Source organism: Pseudomonas sp. MF6394 (assembly GCF_002018845.1).
GTDB lineage: Bacteria > Pseudomonadota > Gammaproteobacteria > Pseudomonadales > Pseudomonadaceae > Aquipseudomonas > Aquipseudomonas lactis.
This window is the reverse complement of the sequence record NZ_MVOJ01000022.1, coordinates 1-19567: the sequence shown is the minus strand read 5'-3', so window position 1 is coordinate 19567 and position 19567 is coordinate 1. Positions and strand designations below refer to the sequence as shown.

General features: G+C 60.1%; 20 protein-coding genes. 4 read left to right on the top strand and 16 right to left on the bottom strand.

Annotated features, from left to right (window positions below; all coding sequences use genetic code 11):
• Positions 1-68: 68 nt before the first annotated feature.
• A complete protein-coding gene (locus MF6394_RS20920) occupies positions 69-971 on the bottom strand; it encodes an AraC family transcriptional regulator (RefSeq protein WP_044269675.1) in 903 nt (300 codons plus the stop codon).
• 99 nt (positions 972-1070) lie between these two features.
• Here MF6394_RS20920 and MF6394_RS20915 point away from each other — a divergent pair, with 99 nt between their 5' ends.
• The gene (locus MF6394_RS20915) at positions 1071-1424 is read left to right on the top strand and encodes a carboxymuconolactone decarboxylase family protein (protein WP_034128991.1); all 354 of its coding nucleotides are present in this window, start codon (positions 1071-1073) and stop codon (positions 1422-1424) included.
• Here the strand turns inward: MF6394_RS20915 and MF6394_RS20910 are convergent.
• Positions 1402-2367, bottom strand: a complete 966-nt coding sequence (locus tag MF6394_RS20910; RefSeq protein ID WP_047712030.1) for a GlxA family transcriptional regulator — start codon at positions 2365-2367, stop codon at positions 1402-1404. The two genes, MF6394_RS20915 and MF6394_RS20910, sit on opposite strands and share 23 nt — an antisense overlap.
• A gap of 248 nt (positions 2368-2615) precedes the next feature.
• On the opposite strand from MF6394_RS20910, the gene MF6394_RS20900 reads away from it, so the two are divergent.
• On the top strand, positions 2616-3257 hold the full coding sequence (locus MF6394_RS20900) for an HD domain-containing protein (protein ID WP_047712031.1): 642 nt from the start codon (positions 2616-2618) through the stop codon (positions 3255-3257).
• 141 nt (positions 3258-3398) lie between these two features.
• Here MF6394_RS20900 and MF6394_RS20895 read toward each other — a convergent pair whose 3' ends face one another.
• From MF6394_RS20895 to MF6394_RS20860, 8 genes are all read right to left on the bottom strand, one after another.
• A complete protein-coding gene (locus MF6394_RS20895; RefSeq protein WP_003195236.1) occupies positions 3399-4283 on the bottom strand; it encodes an ABC transporter permease subunit in 885 nt (294 codons plus the stop codon).
• Complete coding sequence (locus MF6394_RS20890; RefSeq protein ID WP_003195238.1) at positions 4280-5200, bottom strand: ABC transporter permease subunit; 921 nt, start codon at positions 5198-5200, stop codon at positions 4280-4282. The genes MF6394_RS20895 and MF6394_RS20890 overlap by 4 nt, the downstream gene beginning before the upstream one ends.
• Positions 5197-6339, bottom strand: coding sequence for an ABC transporter ATP-binding protein (locus tag MF6394_RS20885; protein ID WP_003195240.1), 1143 nt, complete (start codon positions 6337-6339; stop codon positions 5197-5199). Before MF6394_RS20885 ends, MF6394_RS20890 begins: the two co-directional genes overlap by 4 nt.
• A gap of 66 nt (positions 6340-6405) precedes the next feature.
• On the bottom strand, positions 6406-7500 hold the full coding sequence (locus tag MF6394_RS20880) for a polyamine ABC transporter substrate-binding protein (RefSeq protein WP_014720384.1): 1095 nt from the start codon (positions 7498-7500) through the stop codon (positions 6406-6408).
• A 242-nt stretch (positions 7501-7742) separates the two neighbouring features.
• Positions 7743-8837, bottom strand: a complete 1095-nt coding sequence (locus tag MF6394_RS20875) for a polyamine ABC transporter substrate-binding protein (RefSeq protein ID WP_044269694.1) — start codon at positions 8835-8837, stop codon at positions 7743-7745.
• Positions 8838-9020: 183 nt separating this feature from the next.
• A complete protein-coding gene (locus MF6394_RS20870) occupies positions 9021-10385 on the bottom strand; it encodes an aspartate aminotransferase family protein (protein ID WP_003195247.1) in 1365 nt (454 codons plus the stop codon).
• 58 nt (positions 10386-10443) lie between these two features.
• Positions 10444-11802, bottom strand: a complete 1359-nt coding sequence (locus tag MF6394_RS20865; RefSeq protein ID WP_003195249.1) for a glutamine synthetase family protein — start codon at positions 11800-11802, stop codon at positions 10444-10446.
• Positions 11803-11881: 79 nt separating this feature from the next.
• On the bottom strand, positions 11882-12121 hold the full coding sequence (locus MF6394_RS20860) for a hypothetical protein (RefSeq protein ID WP_078467453.1): 240 nt from the start codon (positions 12119-12121) through the stop codon (positions 11882-11884).
• A 278-nt stretch (positions 12122-12399) separates the two neighbouring features.
• Here MF6394_RS20860 and MF6394_RS20855 point away from each other — a divergent pair, with 278 nt between their 5' ends.
• Both MF6394_RS20855 and MF6394_RS20850 read left to right on the top strand, forming a co-directional pair.
• On the top strand, positions 12400-13776 hold the full coding sequence (locus MF6394_RS20855; RefSeq protein WP_003195252.1) for a glutamine synthetase family protein: 1377 nt from the start codon (positions 12400-12402) through the stop codon (positions 13774-13776).
• Positions 13777-14005: 229 nt separating this feature from the next.
• Positions 14006-14635: a TetR/AcrR family transcriptional regulator gene (locus tag MF6394_RS20850; RefSeq protein ID WP_003195254.1), complete on the top strand. Its 630-nt coding sequence runs from the start codon at positions 14006-14008 to the stop codon at positions 14633-14635.
• A 135-nt stretch (positions 14636-14770) separates the two neighbouring features.
• Here MF6394_RS20850 and MF6394_RS20845 read toward each other — a convergent pair whose 3' ends face one another.
• The 6 genes from MF6394_RS20845 to ssuE all read right to left on the bottom strand — a co-directional run bounded on the left by MF6394_RS20845 (position 14771) and on the right by ssuE (position 19438).
• Entirely contained in the window at positions 14771-14986 is a 216-nt protein-coding gene (locus MF6394_RS20845; RefSeq protein ID WP_003176783.1) for a TOBE domain-containing protein, read from the bottom strand.
• Positions 14987-15005: 19 nt separating this feature from the next.
• Positions 15006-15812 carry an aliphatic sulfonates ABC transporter ATP-binding protein gene (ssuB, locus tag MF6394_RS20840; protein WP_044269683.1) on the bottom strand — a complete coding sequence of 269 codons (807 nt, stop codon included), beginning with the start codon at positions 15810-15812 and terminating at the stop codon, positions 15006-15008.
• Positions 15809-16594, bottom strand: coding sequence for an aliphatic sulfonate ABC transporter permease SsuC (ssuC, locus tag MF6394_RS20835; RefSeq protein ID WP_078467452.1), 786 nt, complete (start codon positions 16592-16594; stop codon positions 15809-15811). The genes ssuB and ssuC overlap by 4 nt, the downstream gene beginning before the upstream one ends.
• Positions 16595-16603: 9 nt before the next feature.
• Positions 16604-17752: an FMNH2-dependent alkanesulfonate monooxygenase gene (gene ssuD, locus MF6394_RS20830; protein ID WP_003195260.1), complete on the bottom strand. Its 1149-nt coding sequence runs from the start codon at positions 17750-17752 to the stop codon at positions 16604-16606.
• A gap of 26 nt (positions 17753-17778) precedes the next feature.
• Entirely contained in the window at positions 17779-18747 is a 969-nt protein-coding gene (locus MF6394_RS20825; RefSeq protein WP_034134016.1) for a sulfonate ABC transporter substrate-binding protein, read from the bottom strand.
• 97 nt (positions 18748-18844) lie between these two features.
• Complete coding sequence (gene ssuE, locus MF6394_RS20820; protein ID WP_014720392.1) at positions 18845-19438, bottom strand: NADPH-dependent FMN reductase; 594 nt, start codon at positions 19436-19438, stop codon at positions 18845-18847.
• Between the last annotated feature and the right edge of the window lie 129 nt (positions 19439-19567).

Sequence of the window (19567 nt, the reverse complement as noted above, 5' to 3'; positions counted from 1 at the left end):
CGCGCTTCCTGAATGAACGCGGCGCCTGTGCGTTCTTCCCGAGCAAGCTCGCGCCTACAGGCATGGGGCTAGCCTGCCCGCATGCGCCCTGGCGCTTGGCCGTAGGTGTCCTTGAATTTCTTGCTGAATGCCGCCTGGGACTGATACCCCACCTGGGCGGCGATATCGATCAGGCTCAGGCGTGACTGACGCAGCAGGTTGAACGCCCTCTCCATACGCAACTGAGTGAGCAGCACCCAGGGCGATACGCCTGCCACTTTGACGAACGCACGCATAAAGGTGGCGCGGGACATGCTGGCCGCCAACGCCAGGCTGTCGATGGTCCACTCATGCCCAGGTTCAGCCAGCATGGCTTGCCAGGCCTTGCTCAAGCGCTTGTCAGCGAGCAAGGCGAAGGTACCCGCCACTGGCGCCTGGTCGCTCAACCAACTGCGCAGGATCAAGGTGAACAGGGCCGACGACAGCGCATTGATAAACGAACGGGCGCCCAATTGCTGCCCGTCCGCTTCGCTGCGCAGCAAGGCGATCAACGCCGCCAATTGCCCATCACCCTGCCACTGGCGGCTGGACACCACCAGATAGTCCGGCAACGCATCGAACAACAGCGACTGGCGGTTGTAGTGAAAGCTGCCACACAGCATATCCACATCCGGCTGTTCGCCGCCCAAACGGTGCACGGTCAGCACCCCACCGTCGATAACGCGAGGCTGCATCGGGCGGATGCGCGCGCCCTGGCTGCGCAGCAGGTGGGTACCGCCACCGGGCATCAGCAGGATATCGCCCTCCTCCAGCGTCACACACTGCCCGCCAGACAACTCGGCGCGGCAGGTGCCGCTGAGCACGATGTGATACGGCGCCACCCCGAGGTTTTCCGGCGCATGGTCCAGCGCCCAGTTCCCTTGGAACTGGCAACGCAAATCCAGGCTGCCGCGCAGGTTGGCCAGCGCGATAAGGGTGTCGATGGCATTCATTTGCGAATATCGGTCAAAAAGATGAGCGGATTGAACAATAGCCCCAGCCCTGAACGGCGCAGACTGGCTTCACACCCAACCTGTTCAGGAGTTACTGCAATGTTCAATAACTGGTCCGACTTGCTGCCTACCGTGAAGAAAGCCTTTGGCTCCCTGGGCAAGAGCAACCCGAAGATGGTCAAAGCCTACATGGCGCTGGGGGAAGCTGCCGAGGAAAACAATGTACTCGACGCCAAGACCCGTGAACTGATTTCCATCGCCGTGGCGATCACCACCCGCTGCGACGGTTGCATCGGCGTACATGCCGATGCCGCCATCAAGGCCGGGGCAACCCGCGAAGAAGTGGCGGCCACGCTGGCCACCGCGATCTCGCTGAATGCAGGCGCGGCCTACATCTACTCGCTGCGCGCCCTGGAAGCCTACGACACGCTCAAACCGGCGCCGCAAAGTTAAGCCTGAACTGTTGCGGCGTGACGCCCAGCCGGCGGTTGAACACACTGCGCATGTGCTGGGCGTCGCGAAAGCCGCATTGATAGGCCACGGTTTTAAGCGGTGCGTGGCTGCTTTCAAGCATCACCCGCGCCGCATCCACGCGCGCCCTCTCGACAAATTCCGCCGGCGTAATCCGCGCTTCACGGGCAAACACCCGGGAGAAATTGCGCGCACTCATATTGGCCGCCTTGGCCAGGTCGGCAATGGTCAAGTCTCCCGTCAGATTGGCCAGCACGTACAGTTGCACCAGCGCCACCGCCGAGGTGGTCTCGGCATGGGGCGTGAGGAACGGACTGAACTGCGATTGCCCGCCCGAGCGCTGGGTGAACACCACCAGGCGCTTGGCCACGCTCAGCGCGACTTCCGGGCCGTGATCCTGGGCCAGCAAGTACAGCGACAGGTCGATACCTGCCGTGACCCCGGCGGAGGTGTAGAGCTTGCCGTCCTGCACATACAGACGGTCGGCTTCGACCTGGGCCGAGGGGCACAGGCGCGCCAGGCTGGCGGCGTCATTCCAGTGGGTAGTGACGGTCTTGCCGTCCAGCAGGCCCGCACGGGCCAGCATAAAGGCGCCGTTGCAGATCGAGCCGAAGCGCTGTGCCTTAGCGGCGGCAGTGCGCAGCCAGGCGTCAAACTCGGGGCCGAAATCGTCGAAGGGTAACTGCGGGCCACCGGCGACCAGCAGCAGGTCGTAGGGTTGCCGAGCTTCGCTGTAGTGCTTGTGCGCCTGCAATGACAAACCGTTGGAGGCCGCCATGGCGCCGTGGCCGAAGCCGAGCACTTCCAGCCGATAGTGATCCTCGGGCGCCAGGAAGCGGTTGGCCTCGCAGAACACATCCATCGGCCCGGTCACGTCCAGCGACTGGACCCCGGGGAAGATCAGGATGGCAACGGTTTTGCCCATACTCACAAACACCTTTTTCCAACTGGATAAACGCGCCCCCCTTGTGGGAGCTGGCTTGCCTGCGATGCAGACGACTCGGTACCTCAGGTACACCGAGGTGATGCTATCGCAGGCAAGCCAGCTCCCACAGGGGATCGCCTACATGCTTGGCACGATGTGGCGGCACATTGGCCGGGATCGCCTCCCTGTGGTGATAGCCGCTCCAGGGTCATGGGACCAGACTGGAATCTTTCCAGAGGAGATCCACCATGAGCACCACCATAGCCGGTATCCAGATTCCTGACAGCGCCTTGGCCAGGGCCACCACCGAATACATCCGTGACGTCGAGTCCGACCTGCTCTACCACCATTCGCGCCGGGTCTTCCTGTTCGGCGCCTTGAGCGGTGAGCGCAAGCAATTGGCCTACAACCCGGAGTTGCTCTACGTTGGCGCGATGTTCCATGACTTGGGCCTGGTGGAAGGCCACCGCAGTGACGATGAGCGTTTCGAAGTGGACGGCGCCAACGCCGCCGCCGCGTTCCTCAAGCCTTATGGGTTGAGCGATGACGATATCGAACAAGTGTGGTTGTCCATCGCCCTGCATACCACGCCAGGCGTGCCGAAACACCTGCGCCCCACCGTAGCGCTGGTGACCGCTGGTGTGGAGATGGACGTACTGGGCATGGACTACGCCGCGTTCAGCAGCGTGCAGCGCGAAGCGGTGGTGCATGCACATCCACGGGGTGAAGGGTTCAAGGAGTGCATCATCTGCGCGTTCGCCGACGGCTTGCGCCATCGCCCGCAGACCACGTTTGGCAACGTGAAGACCGATGTGCTGGTGGACCAGGAGCCTGGGTTCAAGCCGATGAATTTTGTGCAGGTGATCCGCACGTCGCCGTGGGCTGCGTAATCAACCTGGAATGCAATCAAATGTGGGAGCGGGCTTGCTCGCGAATGCGGTGGATCAGTCGAGACATCTGGTGACTGAGACTCAGCATTCGCGAGCAAGCCCGCTCCCACATTTTGATCCGGTTTCTTCAGGCAGGCCTGATTAGACCGGTGCTGGCGCCCGGCGTTTGTCCGGCTGTTGCCAGCCATCCGCCGCCGCTTCTTCAATTGCCTGCTGAATGGCCTTCTTGCGATGTTCTTCGGCCCGACGGCTGAAGAACCACACCAGGAAGGTCACCAGCGACACCGCCAACAGAATCAGGCTCGCCACGGCGTTGATCTCGGGTTTAACCCCAAGGCGCACCGCAGAGAACACTTCCATCGGCAAGGTGGTGGAACCGGGGCCCGACACGAAGCTGGCCAGTACCAGGTCGTCCAGGGACAGCGCGAACGACATCATCCCGCCCGCCGCCAGCGACGGCGCAATCATCGGGATAGTGATCAGGAAGAACACCTTCCACGGCCGTGCGCCCAAGTCCATCGCTGCTTCTTCAATCGACAGGTCCAGCTCACGCAAGCGCGCCGACACCACCACCGCCACATACGCCGCACAGAAGGTGGTGTGGGCGATCCAGATGGTGACGATGCCACGCTCCTGGGGCCAGCCGATCATCTGCGCCATGGCCACGAACAGCAGCAACAGCGACAGACCGGTGATCACTTCCGGCATCACCAACGGCGCCGTCACCAGGCCGCCGAACAGCGTGCGGCCCTTGAACTGACTGATGCGCGTCAGCACGAAGGCTGCCAGGGTACCCAACGCCACCGCCGCCACCGCCGTGTAGCAGGCGATTTCCAGGGAGCGGGCCACCGAGCCCATCAACTGGGTGTTGTCCAACAGGCCCACGTACCACTTGATCGACCATCCGCCCCACACCGTCACCAGTTTGGATTCGTTGAACGAGTAGATCACCAGGATCAACATCGGCAGGTAGATGAACAACAACCCTGCGACCAGCATGAAGCTGGAGAAACGAAAGCGCTTCATATCTTGCCCTCCAACTCTTTGGCTTGGCTGCGGTTGAACAGGATGATCGGTACGATCAGGATCGCCAGCATCACCACCGCCAGGGCAGACGCCACCGGCCAGTCACGGTTGTTGAAGAACTCTTGCCACAACACCTTACCGATCATCAGGGTTTCCGGGCCGCCGAGCAGTTCAGGAATCACGAACTCGCCCACCACCGGGATAAACACCAGCATGCAACCGGCGATGATGCCGTTCTTGGACAGCGGCACGGTGATTTTCCAGAAGCTGTTGAAGGTGCTCGACCCCAGGTCGGAAGCGGCTTCCAGCAGGCTCTGGTCGTGCTTCACCAGGTTGGCGTACAGCGGCAGGATCATGAACGGCAGGTACGAATAGACCACACCGATGTACACCGCGATGTTGGTGTTGAGGATCTGCAGTGGCTCGTTGATCAAGCCCATGGACATCAAAAAGCCGTTGAGCAGGCCGTTGTTGCTGAGGATGCCCATCCACGCATACACCCGGATCAGGATCGCGGTCCAGGTGGGCATCATGATCAGCAGCACCAGCACGGTCTGCATCTCTTTGCGCGCGGTGGCGATGGCGTAGGCCATCGGGTAGCCGATCAGCAGGCACAGCAGCGTGCTGAAAAACGCCATCTTCAACGAGCCAAGGTAAGCGGCAATGTACAACTCGTCGCCCGCCAGCAAGCTGTAGTTGGCCAGGTTCAGCACCACCTCCAACTTTTGCTCAACGTAGGTATAGATCTCGGTATAGGGCGGGATCGCCACATCGGCTTCGGCAAAGCTGATTTTCAGCACGATGAAAAACGGCAGTGCAAAAAACAGGAACAGCCAGAGGAAGGGAATCCCGATGACCACCTGCTTGCCATTGGGCACGATGCGATCCAAGCGCCGCTTGAATTTCTTCATGTTCATGAGCGAAGTACCACGCCGCTGTCGTCTTCCCACCATACGTACACCTGGTCACCCCAGGTTGGGCGTTGGCCACGGCGTTCGGCGTTAGCGACGAAGGACTGCACCAGCTTGCCGCTCGGCAGCTCCACGTAGAACACTGAGTGGCCGCCCAGGTAGGCGATGTCGTGCACCTTGCCGCTGGACCAGTTGTGCTCGCAGGTCGGCATTTCGGTGGTCACCAGCAGCTTTTCCGGGCGAATGGCGTAGGTCACCGACTTGTCTTCCACCGAGGTGGCGATGCCGTAGCCCACGTAGATGTCGCGGTCCAGGTCCGGGCACTTGAGCACCGCGTGGCCTTCAGCGTCGTCCACCACTTGGGTGTCGAAGATGTTGACGTTGCCGATGAACTCGCACACCAGGCGGCTGGTGGGGGTTTCGTAGATATCGATGGGGCTGCCGATCTGGGCGATCCAGCCCAGGTGCATGATCGCAATGCGTTCGGCCATGGTCATGGCCTCTTCCTGGTCGTGGGTCACCATCACGCAGGTCACCCCAACGCGCTCGATGATCTCCACCAACTCCAGTTGCATCTGCGAGCGCAGCTTCTTGTCCAGCGCGCCCATCGGCTCATCGAGCAGCAGCAGTTTCGGGCGCTTGGCCAAGGAGCGGGCCAACGCCACACGCTGGCGCTGGCCGCCGGACAACTGGTGCGGCTTGCGCTTGGCGTACTGGCTCATCTGCACCAGCTTGAGCATCTCGGCCACGCGTGCGTCGACTTCAGCCTTGGGGATCTTGTCCTGTTGCAGGCCGAAGGCGATGTTCTGCGCCACGGTCATGTGCGGGAACAGGGCGTAGGACTGGAACATCATGTTGATCGGCCGCTCGTAGGGCGGCATGTCGGTGATGTCCACACCGTCGAGGTAGATGCGACCTTCGGTTGGGCGCTCGAAACCTGCAAGCATGCGCAGCAAGGTGGATTTGCCCGAACCCGAACCGCCGAGCAAGGCGAAGATCTCGCCTTTCTTGATTTCCAGGGACACATCGTCCACGGCAATCGTCTCGTCGAACTTCTTCGTGACCCGGTCGATTTTGACCAGCACCTTTTTCGGTGTCTGGTCGCCCTCGAGGGCTTTCTTATAGGCGCCGGAGGCAACTGCCATTTACGAAACTCCCAAAAAAAACTGTGCAGCCGGCCCAATGCGGGCCAGCCTTGGATAGTTTGAGCCTTACTTGCCCGTCTTGACCTTGGTCCAGCTACGGGTCATTAAACGCTGCACTTTCGGGGGTAGCTCAAAGTTGACGAATGTCCGCTCGAGAACCGCCTGCGGTGGGTAAACCGCTGCGTCAGTGCGTATCGATTGCTCCATCAGTTTGTCCGCCCCTGGGTTAGGGTTGGCGTAACCGACTTGATCGCTGACCTGAGCGATCACCTCAGGCTGCAGCAAATAGTTGATGAAGGCGTGGGCTTCCTTGACGTTGCTGGCATCCTTGGGAATCGCCAGCACGTCGAACCACAGGTTGCCGCCTTCTTTGGGAATCGTGTAGGCGATGTTCACGCCTTTGCCCGCCTCTGCTGCGCGAGCCTTGGCCTGGAACACATCGCCGGAGAAACCGGCCGCCACGCAGATGTTGCCGTTGGCCAGGTCCGAGATGTATTTGGAGGAATGGAAGTAGGTCACATAGGGCCGCACTTTCAGCAGTTTTTCCTCGGCTTTCTTGTAGTCGGCCGGGTTGGTGCTGTTGGGGTCCAGGCCCATGTAGTTGAGTACCGCCGGCAGCATTTCATCGGCCGAGTCCATGAACGACACGCCGCAAGTGGCCAGCTTCTTCATGTTTTCCGGTTCGAACAACACAGCCCAGGAGTCGATTTTGTCGACACCCAGCACTTCTTTGACCTTGTCGACGTTGTAGCCAATGCCGTTAGTGCCCCACAGGTACGGCACCGCGTACTGGTTGCCCGGGTCGTTCTTTTCCAGGCGCTTGAGCAGTACCGGGTCGAGGTTGGCGTAGTTTGTCAGCAGTGACTTGTCGAGCTTCTGGAACGCCCCGGCCTTGATCTGCTTGCCCAGGAAATGGTTGGACGGCACCACCACGTCGTAGCCGGTGCGCCCGGCGAGCAACTTGCCTTCCAGGGTTTCGTTGGAGTCAAACACGTCATACACGGGCTTGATACCGCTGGCCTTTTCGAAGTTGGCCAGGGTGTCGGGGCCGATGTAATCCGACCAGTTATAAATATGCACCGTCGGTGCGGCCTGCACGCTGGCAGCCAGCGTGATACCTGCACCCACCAGCATGGCTTTGCGAAATAAAGAAATTGGCAAGTGGAGGTCCTCTTGAATAGTTGGGGCCTTGAAGTTGTTGCCCGGCAACAAAACCGGCGCGCAACTTACCGTCGATAAACCGATCCGGCAAAACTTTCTGTCATTTAATTTGTGAGAGCTGTTTTGTGTGGGAGCGGGCTTGCTCGCGAAAGCGGCGTATCAGTTGATACATATGCTGGCTGACACTGCGCATTCGCGAGCAAGCCCGCTCCCACACGAGCTCGCTCCTACAGGTTTTTGCGTTATTTACCGGATTTGATCTTGGTCCAGCTACGGGTCATTTCACGCTGAGTAGCAGCCGGCAAGTCAGCAATTGCGTAGAGCTTGGCCTGCACATCAGCGGCCGGGTAGATGCCCGGGTCGCTGGTGATGTCTTTGTCTACCAGTGCGGTGGCCTTCTCGTTACCGTTCGGGAAACGCACGCTGTTGGTGATGCTCGCCATCACTTCAGGTTTGAGCAGGTAGTTCATGAATGCATAGGCAGCGTCGACGTTTTCCGCATCTTTAGGGATGGCAACCATGTCGAAGAAACTGCCGGCACCTTCTTTCGGAATGTCGTAGGCAACTTTGACTTTGCCACCGGCTTCAGCGGCACGGGACTTGGCCTGCTGGATGTCACCCGAGTAACCCACGGCCACGCAGATGTTGCCATTGGCCAGGTCGGAGATGTACTTGGAGGAGTGGAAGTAGCCGATCGAAGGACGGATCTTCAAGAACAGGTCTTCAGCCTGCTTGAGGTCGGCTTTCTTCTGGGTGTCGGTCGGCAGGCCCAGGTAGTGCAAAGCAATCGGCAGCATTTCGGTCGGCGAATCGAGGAAGCTCACGCCGCAGCTTTTCAGCTTGGCGATGTTCTCTGGCTTCATCAGCACATCCCACGAGTCGATCTTGTCCACGCCCAGCGCAGCCTTGACCTTCTCCGGGTTGTAGCCGATGCCGATCGAACCCCACATGTACGGGAAGGCGTGCTTGTTGTCCGGGTCGCTGACCGACACGGCTTTGAGCAGGGATGCGTTCAGGTTGCTATAGGCAGGCAGCTTGGACTTGTCCAGTTCCTGATAGACACCGGCTTTGATCTGCTTGGCGAGGAAGTTGTTCGACGGCACGACGATGTCGTAGCCGGACTTGCCTGCCAGCAACTTGGCTTCCAGGGTCTCGTTGCTGTCAAAAACGTCGTACACCACTTTGATGCCCGACTCTTTTTCAAAGTTGGCGATGGTGTCCGGTGCAATGTAGTCGGACCAGTTGTAGACGTGCAGCACTTTGCTGTCTGCCTGGGCCGCGCCCGCCATTGCGCCCATCAGCGACAAGGCGAGGAGGGTCTTGCCAGCGTTCTTCAAACCTAATGCCTTCATTTGGTGATGCTCCAATTTTTTCTTTTTTGGGCCACAAGCGTTGTATGTTTTACGGCCCAACCGAAGGGCAACAAAACAGGGCGACAGTCTGGCAAGTTCAGGGGCCGGCTTTCAACCAAAGCCCCTGCATTTGTAACTGCCCAGTACACCGCGCACTGAGCCTAGCACTTAGCCCTGCAAGGCAGCCAAAGTCAGGTCCAGGCAGTGACGGGCCTTGGTCACCAGTTCGTCGATTTCAGCCTTGCTGATAACCAGTGGCGGCGAAATGATCATGGTGTCGCCCACGGCGCGCATGATCAGGCCATTTTCAAAGCAGAAGGTTCGGCAGATCATGCCGGCGCCTTTGCCTTCATGACGCTTGCGCGTCGCCTTGTCCTGCACCAGCTCGATCGCACCGAGCATACCGACGCCGCGTACTTCACCCACCAGCGGATGATCGCCCAGTTCCCTCAGACGTTTCTGCAAATACGGTGCCGTTTCTTCGTGCACACGGTTAACGATTTTTTCATCGCGCAGGATGCGGATGTTTTCCAGGGCCACAGCCGCAGCGACCGGGTGACCGGAATAGGTAAAGCCGTGGTTGAAATCGCCCCCTTCGTTGAGCACCGCCACCACTTCGTCGCGCACGATCAGGCCGCCCATGGGCACGTAGCCCGAAGTCAGGCCCTTGGCGATGGTCATCATGTGTGGCTTGAGGTCGTAGAAATCGCTACCGAACCACTCACCGGTACGGCCGAAACCGCAGATCACTTCGTCGGCGACAAACAGGATGTCGTACTTGGCGAGGATTTCCTTGATGCGCGGCCAGTACGTGGCGGGCGGCACGATCACGCCACCGGCGCCCTGGATCGGCTCGGCAATAAAGGCGCCGACGTTGTCCACGCCCAGCTCCAGGATTTTCTCTTCCAACTGGTTGGCCGCCCACACACCGAATTCCTCGGGGCTCATGTCGCCGCCTTCGCCAAACCAGTACGGCTGGGCGATGTGGGTAATGCCCGGGATCGGCAAGTCGCCCTGCTCGTGCATATAGGTCATGCCGCCCAGGCTGGCGCCGGCCACGGTAGAGCCGTGGTAGCCATTCTTGCGGGCAATGATGGTTTTCTTGTTGGGCTGGCCCTTGATCGCCCAGTAGTGGCGGACCATGCGCAACATGGTGTCGTTGCCTTCGGAGCCAGAGCCGGTGAAGAACACATGGTTCATGCCGGCCGGCGCAACATCGGAAATGACCTTGGCCAACTCCAATACCGGCGGGTGTGCGGTCTGGAAGAACAGGTTGTAGTACGGCAGTTCTTTCATTTGCTTGGCGGCGGCATCGGCCAGTTCATCGCGACCGTAACCGATCGCCACGCACCACAGGCCGGCCATACCGTCGAGGATCTTGTTGCCTTCGCTGTCCCACAGGTAAACGCCGTGGGCTTTGGTGATGATCCTTGGGCCTTTCTCTTTCAATTGCTTGAAGTCGCTGAACGGCGCCAGGTGGTGATCATTGCTCAAGGCTTGCCATTCACGGGTTTGCGGGTTGTTGCTGGACATACCAATCTCCTAGACTTTTCAGTGAAGGGCGCGCCGTTTGAAGGACGCGCCCGGCGCATCAGACGGCGAAGAGCAGGAATTCCCGCTCCCACGAACTGATCACGCGCTTGAAGTTTTCATGCTCGGCCCGCTTGACCGCGACGTAGCCTGTGATGAATTTTTGCCCCAGGTATTTCTCGATGGTCTTGCTGTTTTCCATGCGTTCCAGGGCGTCTTCGATGGTCAACGGCAGACGCAGGTTGCGTCGCTCGTAACCACGGCCCACCACCGGCGCGCTCGGGTTATGGCCTTCGACCATGCCGATGTAGCCGCACAACAGGCTGGCGGCAATCGCGAGGTACGGGTTGGCGTCGGCGCCCGGCAGGCGGTTTTCCACGCGGCGGTTCTGCGGGCCGGCATCCGGTACGCGCAGGCCGACGGTGCGGTTTTCTTCGCCCCATTCCACGTTCACCGGCGCCGAGGTGTCGGGCAGGAAGCGGCGGAACGAGTTCACGTTGGGGGCGAATAAAGGCAGCAATTCAGGGATGAATTTCTGCAGGCCGCCAATGTGGTTGAGGAACAGTTGGCTCATGGTCCCGTCTTCATTGGAGAAGACGTTCTTGCCGGTGGCGATGTCGATGATGCTCTGGTGCAGGTGCATCGCGCTGCCGGGCTCGCCGGTCATGGGCTTGGCCATGAAGGTGGCGGCCACGTCGTGCTTGAGCGCGGCTTCACGCATGGTGCGCTTGAACACCAGGATCTGGTCGGCCAGGGACAGGGCATCGCCGTGACGGAAGTTGATTTCCATCTGCGCGGTGCCGTCCTCGTGGATCAGGGTGTCGAGGTCCAGCTCCTGCAGTTCGCACCAGTCATAGACATCTTCGAACAACGGGTCGAATTCGTTGGCCGCTTCTATAGAGAAGGACTGGCGACCGGTTTCTGGGCGGCCGGAGCGGCCAATCGGCGGTTGCAGCGGGAAGTCCGGGTCTTCGCAGCGCTTGGTCAGGTAGAACTCCATCTCCGGGGCCACGATGGGCTGCCAGCCGCGGTCGGAGTAGAGCTTGAGGACTTTCTTGAGCACGTTGCGCGGCGACAGCTCGATCGGGTTGCCTTGCTTGTCGTAGGTGTCGTGGATCACCTGGGCGGTCGGCTCGATGGCCCACGGCACCAGAAATACCGCGTTCTGGTCGGGGCGGCAGATCATGTCGATGTCGGCCGGGTCGAGCAATTCGTAATAGATGTCGTCTTCGACATAGTCGCCGGTCACGGTCTGCAACAGAACGCTCTCGGGCAGGCGCATGCCTTTTTCAGCAATGAACTTGTTGGTCGGCGAGATCTTGCCCCGGGTAATACCGGTGAGGTCGCCAATCATGCATTCGACTTCTGTGATCTTGTGGTCTTTCAACCAATCGGTGAGCTGGTCGAGGTTGTTACTCATAAATGCCTCTGGGCTGGGTTTCCTGGCATCCATTAAAGGCCAGGCGTTGGTTGACGCAGCATCCGCGTCGTTTTTTCATTCAGGGTAGGAGCTTACCTGCCATTTGCCCATGGGTTGCATTCCTCAGGCCAAAGTTGTGCGCAATTATGATCGGCACGGCGGATGAGGCCCGGTCAGTGGCGTAGGAGATGGCAAAAAGGAGATCGGCCGGGCCGTCAAGAATATTGGCCGGTGCCTGGGCATTCACGCGGGGCGAACGAGCTGCAGACAAAGCCTGGCTGAAGCAGGCAGAGACGCCGATTGGCGGCAGGTGAAACATGAAGCACCCCGGTATTATTGCTGTTATGGGTTTGAATCGAGCTTAGCCTTGTTCATTTTTTTACACAACACCCCCGTAAAAAATCCTACACGGCCCGCTCAAGCCTGCAGGTCCCAAGCCCCCCAAACCCAAAAAACCGCCCCAAAACGCCGCAAAAAAGCCTTCATGGCGCTTTTTTAGGGCAAAAAATGCCTCGCTTGACTTCAGCAGGCCGTTCGGGTTGACTGAAACCAGAAAAGATCAATGATTGATATTTTTAACAACAAAGGTGTTGCATCATGTCGGTACCCCCGCGTGCCGTTCAGCTTAACGAAGCGAACGCGTTCCTTAAGGATCATCCTGAGGTTCTGTACGTAGACCTTCTAATTGCGGATATGAATGGTGTGGTGCGCGGTAAGCGCATCGAACGCACCAGCCTCCACAAGGTTTACGAGAAGGGCATTAACCTGCCTGCCTCTTTATTTGCTCTGGATATCAACGGCTCTACGGTGGAAAGCACCGGCCTGGGCCTGGACATCGGTGATGCTGACCGAATCTGTTATCCAATCCCCGACACCCTGTGCAATGAGCCCTGGCAAAAGCGCCCTACCGCGCAACTGCTGATGACCATGCACGAACTTGAAGGTGAACCTTTCTTCGCCGATCCGCGCGAAGTGCTCCGCCAAGTTGTTACCAAGTTTGACGACCTCGGTCTGACCATCTGCGCCGCCTTCGAGCTTGAGTTCTACCTGATCGACCAGGAGAACGTGAACGGCCGCCCACAACCGCCCCGCTCGCCGATCTCCGGCAAACGCCCGCACTCTACACAGGTCTACCTGATCGACGACCTCGACGAATACGTCGACTGCCTCCAGGACATTCTGGAAGGTGCCAAGGAGCAAGGTATCCCGGCGGACGCCATCGTCAAGGAAAGTGCCCCGGCGCAGTTCGAAGTGAACCTGCACCACGTTGCCGACCCGATCAAGGCCTGCGATTACGCGGTACTGCTCAAGCGCCTGATCAAGAACATCGCCTACGACCATGAGATGGACACCACCTTCATGGCCAAGCCTTACCCAGGCCAGGCAGGCAATGGTTTGCACGTACACATCTCCATTCTGGACAAGGACGGCAAGAATATCTTTGCCAGCGAGGATCCCGAGCAGAACGCCGCATTGCGTCACGCGATCGGCGGTGTGCTGGAGACCCTACCCGCCCAAATGGCGTTCCTGTGCCCCAACGTCAACTCCTACCGTCGTTTCGGCGCACAGTTCTACGTGCCGAACTCGCCGTGCTGGGGCCTGGATAACCGCACCGTGGCGATTCGCGTACCTACCGGCTCGTCCGATGCCGTGCGTATCGAACACCGCGTGGCCGGCGCCGATGCCAACCCTTACCTGCTGATGGCCTCGGTATTGGCGGGCGTGCACCACGGCCTGACCAACAAGATCGAGCCGAACGCTCCGGTGGAAGGCAACAGCTACGAGCAGAACGAGCAGAGCCTGCCGAACAACCTGCGCGATGCCTTGCGCGAGTTGGACGACAGCGAGGTGATGGCCAAGTACATCGATCCTAAATACATCGATATCTTCGTCGCCTGTAAGGAAAGTGAGCTGGAGGAGTTTGAACACTCCATCTCCGACCTTGAGTACAACTGGTACCTGCATACCGTGTAAGCGGTTGCTGCAATAAAAGAACGCCGCTGATTTTGGTCAGTGGCGTTTTTTTATGGGTTTCTACCGGTAGACCGAGTTGGCCTCTTCGCGAGCAAGCCCGCTCCCACAGGGGTCGGGTTTCAACTTTGGAATACAGTTAAATGTGGGAGCGGGCTTGCTCGCGAAGGCGGTTTGGCAGACAACACACCTTCCTGCTCATACAATGCCCGCTGCCTTGTAGGAGACATCCATGACCACCCGCCCCGCCACTGTTCGCAAACCCCGCGCCCGCAGCCAGGCCCGGATCGATGCGATCCTCGACGCCGCCCGCACCTTGCTGGCCGCCGAAGGCGTGGCCAGTTTGTCGATCTACAGCGTGGCCGAACGAGCACAGATTCCGCCGTCGTCGGTGTACCACTTTTTCGCCAGTGTGCCGGCATTGCTGGAGGCGCTGACCGCTGACATTCACGCGGCCTTTCGCGCTGCCATCCAGGCGCCCATCGAGCATGAATCACTCAAGCATTGGCGCGACCTGTCCTACATCGTCGAACAACGCATGCTCAGCATCTACAGCAACGATGCCGCGGCACGCCAGTTGATCCTGGCCCAGCATGGGTTGACCGAAGTGACCCAGGCCGATCGCCAGCATGATCTGGAATTGGGCGACTTGATGCTGGCGGTGTTCAATCGCCACTTTGAAGTGCCAACGCTACCGAGCGACGTGGATGTGTTTGCCCTGGCGTTGGAGTTGAGCGACCGCGTGTACGCGCGCTCGGTGCATCAGCATGGGCTGATTACGCCGCGCATGGCGGAGGAAGGGATGCGGGTGTTTGATGCGTATGTGGGGCTTTATTTGCCGGCCTACCTGCCCAAGCGCTGAATGCAGTGTTGCCTGGGCCGGCCTCATCGCAGGCAAGCCAGCTCCCACATTTTGATAGGTGAATGCATTCAAATGTGGGAGCTGGCTTGTCGGGTCGCCGCATCGCTGCGAAAGCGGCCTCAAGGCCGACGCCAATCACAACTTGGCAATCGACACCTCAGTGGACTTCACAAAGGCAATCACCTCACTGCCGATCACCAGCTCCAGCTCCTTGACCGAACGGGTGGTGATCACCGAGGTGACGATGCCGGACGCGGTCTGCACGTCAATTTCCGACAGCACGTCGCCGACCACGATTTCCTTGATGGTGCCTTTGAACTGGTTACGCACGTTGATGGCTTTAATCGTCATGATGTTTTTCCTGTGTGAGTTATTGAGCCCAACGCAATTGCGTCGGCAGCGGTGAAACAGGTTCGGGTTCCGGTGGGGAACCGGGTAGCGACAGCACGCGGTTGAGCACTTCGGCTTCCAGCGCGGCCAGGCGGTGTGAACCACGGGCCCGTGGGCGTGGCAGGTCGATGTTCAGGTCGAGGCCGATTTCGCCGTTTTCAATCAGAATCACGCGGTCGGCAATTGCCACGGCTTCGCTGACGTCATGGGTCACCAGCAGCACCGTGAAGCCGTGCTTGCGCCACAGGTTCTCGATCAGTTGCTGCATCTCGATGCGGGTCAGGGCATCCAGTGCGCCCAGCGGCTCATCGAGCAGCAACAAGCGCGGTTGGTGGATCAACGCCCGGGCGAGTGCCACGCGCTGTTTCTGGCCGCCGGACAACGCCGCCGGCCACTCATTGGCGCGCTCGGCCAGGCCGACCGCTTCCAGCGCCTCCAGCGCTTTGGGGCGCCAGTCGCCCTTGAGGCCCAGGCCGACGTTGTCGATGATCTTTTTCCAGGGCAGCAAACGCGCTTCCTGGAACATCAACCGCGTATCTTCAATCGCTTCGTGCAGTGGCGCGGAGCCGGCCAGCAGCTCGCCGCCACTGGCGTTGTCCAGCCCCGCCAACAGGCGCAGCAAGGTACTTTTGCCGCAACCACTGCGGCCGACCACGGCCACGAACTGCCCTGCGGGAATATGCAGGTCAATCTCTTTGAGCACTTCGCGGGTACCAAAGGCCTTGCGCAATTTGCGCACCGCCAACGGGATGCCCTTCAACAAGCGCGGAGGTTGTTGAGCGGTCATGCTGCACCTCCTTTGACTTGATACGCCGGGTGCCAGCGCAGCCACACACGTTCCAGCCCACGGGCTGCCAGGTCGGCCAGTTTGCCGAGGATGGCGTACATGACGATGGCCAGCACCACCACGTCGGTTTGCAGGAATTCACGGGCATTCATTGCCAGGTAACCGATACCGGAACTGGCCGAGATGGTTTCCGCCACGATCAGCGTCAGCCACATGAAGCCCAGGGCAAAGCGCACCCCCACCAGGATCGACGGCAGCGCGCCCGGCAGGATCACTTGCCAGAACAGGCTGAAACCGGACAAGCCATAGCTGCGCGACATCTCTACCAGCGCCGGGTCGACGTTGCGGATGCCGTGGTAAGTGTTCAGGTAGATCGGGAACAAGGTGCCCAGGGCCACCAGGAAAATCTTCGCGGTCTCATCGATGCCGAACCACAGGATCACCAGCGGAATCAGCGCCAGGTGCGGCACGTTGCGGATCATCTGCACGGAGCTGTCAAGCAAGCGCTCGCCCCACTTCGACAGCCCGGTGATAAAGCCCAGGGCCAGACCGATGCTGCCACCGATCACAAAACCCAGGCCGGCGCGCCAGCCGCTGATGGCCAGGTGCGTCCAGATTTCGCCGCTGACCACCAGGTCCACCCCGGCTTCGATCACCGCGCTCGGCGCTGGCAGAATGCGCGTCGACAACCAACCCGCCGACACCGACAACTGCCACACCGCCAGCAATAAGATCGGTAGCACCCAGGGCGCCACGCGATGGCTGATTTTTTCTAAGTCCATAACGGCGCCTCAGCTCTGTGACGCAGCTTTGGGAAGGATGTCGTTGGCAACCATCTCGCCGAACGGGCTGACGTAGCCGGCGCTTTTGGGCAGCTCGGGACGTTCGATATCCAGGTGCGGGAACAACAGCTCCGCCACCCGATACGACTCTTCCAGGTGTGGATAACCGGAGAAGATAAAGGTATCGATACCCAGGTCCGCGTACTCCTTGACCCGCGCCGCAACCGTTGGGCCATCGCCCACCAGCGCCGTCCCCGCGCCGCCACGTACCAGGCCGACGCCGGCCCACAGGTTGGGGCTGACTTCCAGGTTGTCACGGCTACCGCCATGCAAGGCTGCCATGCGTTGCTGGCCCACCGAATCGAAACGCGCCAAAGACGCCTGGGCGCGGGCAATAGTCTCGTCGTCCAGGTGGGAGATCAGTTTGTCGGCGGCTTTCCAGGCTTCGTCGTTGGTTTCGCGCACGATCACGTGCAAGCGAATACCGAAGCGCACCGTGCGCCCCAGCTTTGCGGCTTTGGCGCGTACCTGCGCGATCTTTTCCGCGACGGCTGCCGGCGGCTCGCCCCAGGTCAGCACCATCTCCACTTGTTCGGCCGCCAGGTCCTGGGCGGCTTCGGAGGAACCCCCGAAATACAGCGGCGGGCGTGGCTGTTGAATCGGTGGGTAGAGCAATTTGGCGCCTTTGACGCTGATATGTTCGCCGTCGTAGTCCACGGTCTCGCCTTCCAGGACACGGCGCCAGATGCGGGTGAATTCCACCGACGCCTGGTAGCGTTCTTCATGGCTCAAGAACAAACCGTCGCCTGCCAGTTCTTCCGGATCGCCACCGGTGACCAAGTTGAACAGCGCACGACCTCCAGACAGTCGGTCCAGGGTCGCGGCCTGACGCGCGGCCACGGTCGGGGAGATGATCCCGGGGCGCAGGGCAACCAGAAATTTCAAGCGCTGGGTCACGGGGATCAGCGAGGCTGCCACCAACCACGAGTCTTCGCAGGAGCGACCCGTAGGGATCAACACACCGCCGAAACCCAGGCGGTCAGCGGCCTGGGCCACTTGTTGCAAATAACCGTGGTCGACGGCGCGGGCGCCTTCGGCGGTGCCAAGGTAATGACCGTCGCCGTGGGTGGGCAGGAACCAGAAAATATTGAGGCTCATGGAGTTGTCTCCTGAATGAAATCGGATTACGGCGCTTTGGCAACCGCGGCGGGTGGCGTCCAGATCACGTCCTTGATGCTCAAGGGCTTGGGGATCAATTTGAGTTGGTAGAAGCTGTCGGCGATTTTCTGCTGGGCGGCGACCACTTCCGGGGTCAAAAACAGCGCGCCATAGCCCTGGCGTTTCACCGAAGTGAGGGTGATATCTGCCGGCAGGCCGAGCAATGGGGCGACCTGCTCAGTCACTTCCTGCGGGTTGGCCTTGGACCATTCGCCTACCGCACGCACTTCTTCCACCAACGCCTTGATCACTTGCGGGTGTTGTTCGGCGTAGGGCTTGGTGGCGAGGTAAAACTGATGGTTGTCGGCAATCCCGGTGCCGTCTCGCAGGGTGCGCGCTTGCAGTTGCTTCTCGGCGGCGGCCTGGTACGGGTCCCAGATCACCCAGGCGTCCACGCTGCCACGCTCGAACGCGGCACGGGCATCGGCGGGCGGCAGGAATACGGTCTTCACGTCGGTGTAGTTGAGGCCGGCGTCTTCCAGGGCGCGCACCAGCAGGTAGTGCACGTTGGAGCCTTTGTTGAGCACAACCTTTTTACCCTTGAGCTCGGCCACCGATTTGATTGGCGAGTCCTTGGGCACCAGGATCGCTTCGCTGGTAGGCGCGGGTGGCTCGTAGGCGACATAGAGCAGATCGGCGCCAGCCGCCTGGGCGAACACCGGAGGGGTTTCGCCGGTAACGCCGAAGTCGATGGAGCCGACGTTCAGGCCCTCGAGCAATTGCGGGCCACCGGGAAACTCGGTCCACTGCACCTGCACACCTTGGGCGGCCAGGCGTTTTTCCAGGGTGCCCTTGGCCTTGAGCAGCACCAGGGTGCCGTACTTCTGATAACCGATCCGCAAGGTCTCGGCGGCGTGGGCTTGAACAATGGCGCCGAAGGACACAGCCGCAGCAAAGAGTGCGACCAGACCACGACGCAAGATGACAGTGCGCATGGCGCTCTCTCCAACTGTGCGATTAGGGTTTTGGCTGCACCTGCTTGGCCGTTGTCGGCTGAGTAAGGTGAGGGTTTCCAGCTTTTCGGGGTGAGGCTCAGATGCTCCAGCGAGCACTCAACAAACGTTCATTCAATACGTCAGGGTCCAGCGGTTTTGGCCGGCGCGCCATGGCGCTGTAGAGCTGCTCCAGGGCTTCGTGCAGACGCTGTTCGAGTACCGGCACCAACTGCGCCTGGACGCTGCCTTCGCCATAGGCGATCTGGCTGTCTTCGGCAAAAATACCGTGGAGCAATTCCTGAGCCTTGAGCGCCGACAGCACCGGCTTCAGGGCGTAGTCCACCGCCAGCATGTGGGCGATGCTGCCGCCGGTTGCCATCGGCAACACTACTTTATGGGCCAGGGCGCGTTCTGGCAGCAGGTCCAGTACGGTCTTCAACGCACCGGAAAACGACGCCTTGTACACCGGCGTGGCGATCACCAGGCCGTCGGCATTGGCGACTTGTTGCAGCAGGTCAATGACCTTGGGGCTGTCGAAGCGCGCATGCAGCAAGTCTTCAGCCGGGAAGTCCCGTACCTGGTAACTCACCACTTCCACGCCCTGCTGTTGCAGCCACTGACGGGTTTTATCCAGCAAGACCCCAGAGCGGGAACGCTGGCTGGGACTGCCTCCAAGTGTTACGACCAGCATGCAGGAGATTCCTTGAGCAAGTGTCGGCGGTTCGCTGTACGGCGATAGCGCCAAGATGGGATAGACCTTATCAGCAGATTTATATCCGACCCTTATAACCAACTGACACTGCCCAGAAAACACAGAGTG